Origin of the sequence: Streptomyces sp., from assembly GCF_031178505.1 — a bacterium.
Classification (GTDB): Bacteria; Actinomycetota; Actinomycetes; order Streptomycetales; family Streptomycetaceae; genus Streptomyces; species Streptomyces gulbargensis.
The window spans coordinates 1-2442 of the sequence record NZ_JAPSIW010000904.1; the positions used below are offsets into that span (position 1 = coordinate 1).

The 2442-nt window shown below is 72.0% G+C and carries 4 protein-coding genes; all 4 read right to left on the minus strand.

The genetic code is table 11. The features are described from left to right. On the minus strand, positions 1–502 hold a 502-nt coding region (locus RIF68_RS34230; RefSeq protein ID WP_309055365.1), incomplete at its 3' end, for an FAD-dependent oxidoreductase. A 122-nt stretch (positions 503–624) separates the two neighbouring features. Further along, entirely contained in the window at positions 625–1419 is a 795-nt protein-coding gene (locus tag RIF68_RS34235) for a hypothetical protein (protein WP_309055367.1), read from the minus strand. 33 nt (positions 1420–1452) lie between these two features. Then, entirely contained in the window at positions 1453–2253 is an 801-nt protein-coding gene (locus RIF68_RS34240; protein WP_309055368.1) for a DUF3592 domain-containing protein, read from the minus strand. After that, positions 2250–2442: DUF397 domain-containing protein (locus RIF68_RS34245; protein WP_309055370.1), on the minus strand; the 193-nt coding region annotated here is incomplete at its 5' end. The genes RIF68_RS34245 and RIF68_RS34240, both read right to left, overlap by 4 nt.

The following is a 2442-nucleotide window of genomic DNA, read 5'->3' on the forward strand; positions in this document are numbered from 1 at the left end:
TCTTCGCGAGGATGCGGGCGATGTCCAGGGCCACGTTGCCGACGCCGAGGACGGCGACCTTCTCGGCCGACAGGTCCCAGGTGCGCGGGACGTCCGGGTGGCCGTCGTACCAGGAGGCGAAGTCGGCGGCGCCGAGGGAACCCTCGAGCTCCACGCCGGGGATCTTCAGCTCGCGGTCGGCCATGGCGCCGGTCGAGAAGATCACGGCGTCGTAGAAGGCGCGCAGGTCGTCCAGGTGCACGTCGGTGCCGTAGTCGACGTTGCCGAACAGGCGGACCTGCGGCTTGTCGAGGACCTGGTGGAGGGCGGTGATGATGCCCTTGATGCGGGGGTGGTCGGGGGCGACGCCGTAGCGGATGAGGCCGAAGGGGGCGGGCATCCGCTCGAAGATGTCGATGGACACGCCCGGCTCGGTGGCGGCCTCGGACTTCAGCAGCGCATCGGCGGCGTAGATTCCGGCGGGGCCGGCGCCGACGATCGCGACCCGGAGGGGGCGGGGCATGACTGGGTTCCCTTCGCAAACGACGTGGCGGCGAAGCCGCCGACACTTAGGTCACCCTAATTAACGGCCCGCGCCCAGCGGTACCCGCCCCCGGTCTATGGGCTCATAAGGCAGACTTATGGCTACTCAAAGGGCGTGGAGAGGATCAGGACCACCAGCGCCACGCCGTCGAGGCCCAGGAACAGCAGGAACCACCCCATGAACGTGTTGAAGCGCTGGGTGAACGACGGCTTCACCGGGTGGACCTCCGCCGGCTCCTCCGGGTCGTAGCACACCTCGGCGTACGGGCCGTAGGAGTCGGGGAAGGCGACCCGGGTGACGTTCCGGTCGTCCACGTAGAGGTACGCCCCCGGCACGTTCGCGGGCCGGGCGAAGACCCTGGTGCCGTGCTTGCGGACGCGCCGCACGTGCAGCCATTTCCCGACCTCGTACACCCCGAAGCCGAGGGCCGCCGTCGCGAGGAACCCGACGGGGACGACCGCGATGGCCCGCCCGGCGTCACCGAGCAGCCCGGCGAGCACGCTCACGCCCACGACCGCCCCGACGCAGCCCAGCACGAGCCGCTTCATCCGGCGCACGTACCGCTCGCGCCAGAGCGTTTTCCGCGTCCGTACGATGACGAGCGCGGCGCCGTCGATCTCCTCCTCCGGTTCGAGCCGCAGCGCGTTCACCCCGGCGGCGAAGGCCGCCGCGGCGGTCTCGTCCACGTCCTCGACCCGGTGCACGACCGGCTCGGTCCCCGTGCGCGCCCGCAGCTCCACGGCTATGGTCCGCCCCTCGGTCCAGACGCGGGCGACGGCCTCACCGGGGATCGTCAGCTCCTCGCGGGGACGGTCCAGCACCAGCCCCCGCTCGGCGGCGCTCAGGACGACGCCGTCACGGCCGCCGAGGATGGGCAGGGACGCGATGATCGACATGCCGGTGATGGTAGGGGCGGGGGCCCAGCGGCGTCAGCCCTTCACCGTCACGAACAGGATGGCCCCGAGGGCGTAGAGGCTGCCGCCGGCGATCCCGCACCCCAGGAGGGTGACGAACGCGATCCCGATCCGCTCGTACGGCCCGGCCGGGTGGACGACCCGCCGCGGGTCGCGCGGGTCGTAGGCCAGCTCGATCCGGTCGGGACCCGAGGTCGTCGTGTACGTGTGCCGGCCGCCCGTGGCGTCCGTGAACCGGTACACCTTCCGGTTGTTCGTGTAGTGGCTGAACTCGCCCATGACCGTGATGCCGTGCCTCGGCAGGTGCCACTGGCGGTACGTCTCCACGCCCGCGAGATGGATCATGAAGGCGCCGATGCCGCCGAAGACGAGGGCCATCAAGAAGCCGAAGGCGTACTCGCCCTTCGGCGCCCGCAGCGCGACGAACACGTCCACCGCGACCAGCACCGCCGCGACGACGCCGCCCACGATCCAGTTCCTGGTGGCGCGGGGCGGCGGGTCGGCGAGGGCGAAGGTGGTGACGAGCGCGGCGCCGTCGGGCGCGGGCTCCGCCGGCAGCGCGGCGGTCACGGCGTCGGCGAACGCGAGGGCGGCGGCCTCGCTCACGTCCGTGACCCGGTAGATCCTCGGCTCGGTCCCCTCCGGCGCCGACAGGACGATCGCGACGGACCGGCCCTCCGCGTGGACGAGCTGGATCGCCGCGAGGGGTATCCGGTGCTCCTTGTCCGTCCGGCGGAGGGTGACCGGCCCGCCCCCCTCGAACCGGAGGACGGAGCCGGCGCCGCCCCGCAGGAGGAGGGAGGGGGTGGTCGTCATCCCTTGACGCCCGCGACGAAGACGGCCCAGGCGGCGGCGGGGACGACGAGGACGGGGCCGGTGGGATTCTTGCTGTCGCGGACGGGCACGACACCGGAGAGGTCGTCCAGGACTTCGAGGCACGATCCGCCCTCGCCGTTGCTGTACGAACTCTTGCGCCACGCGCCGACGAAGTCGTGCGACACCTCG

Bases quoted from the DNA above. Each gene is read 5' to 3' on its own strand.
- RIF68_RS34235 (WP_309055367.1), bottom strand. From the start codon at position 1,419: ATGTCGATCATCGCGTCCCTGCCCATCCTCGGCGGCCGTGACGGCGTC.
- RIF68_RS34240 (WP_309055368.1), bottom strand. From the start codon at position 2,253: ATGACGACCACCCCCTCCCTCCTCCTGCGGGGCGGCGCCGGCTCCGTC.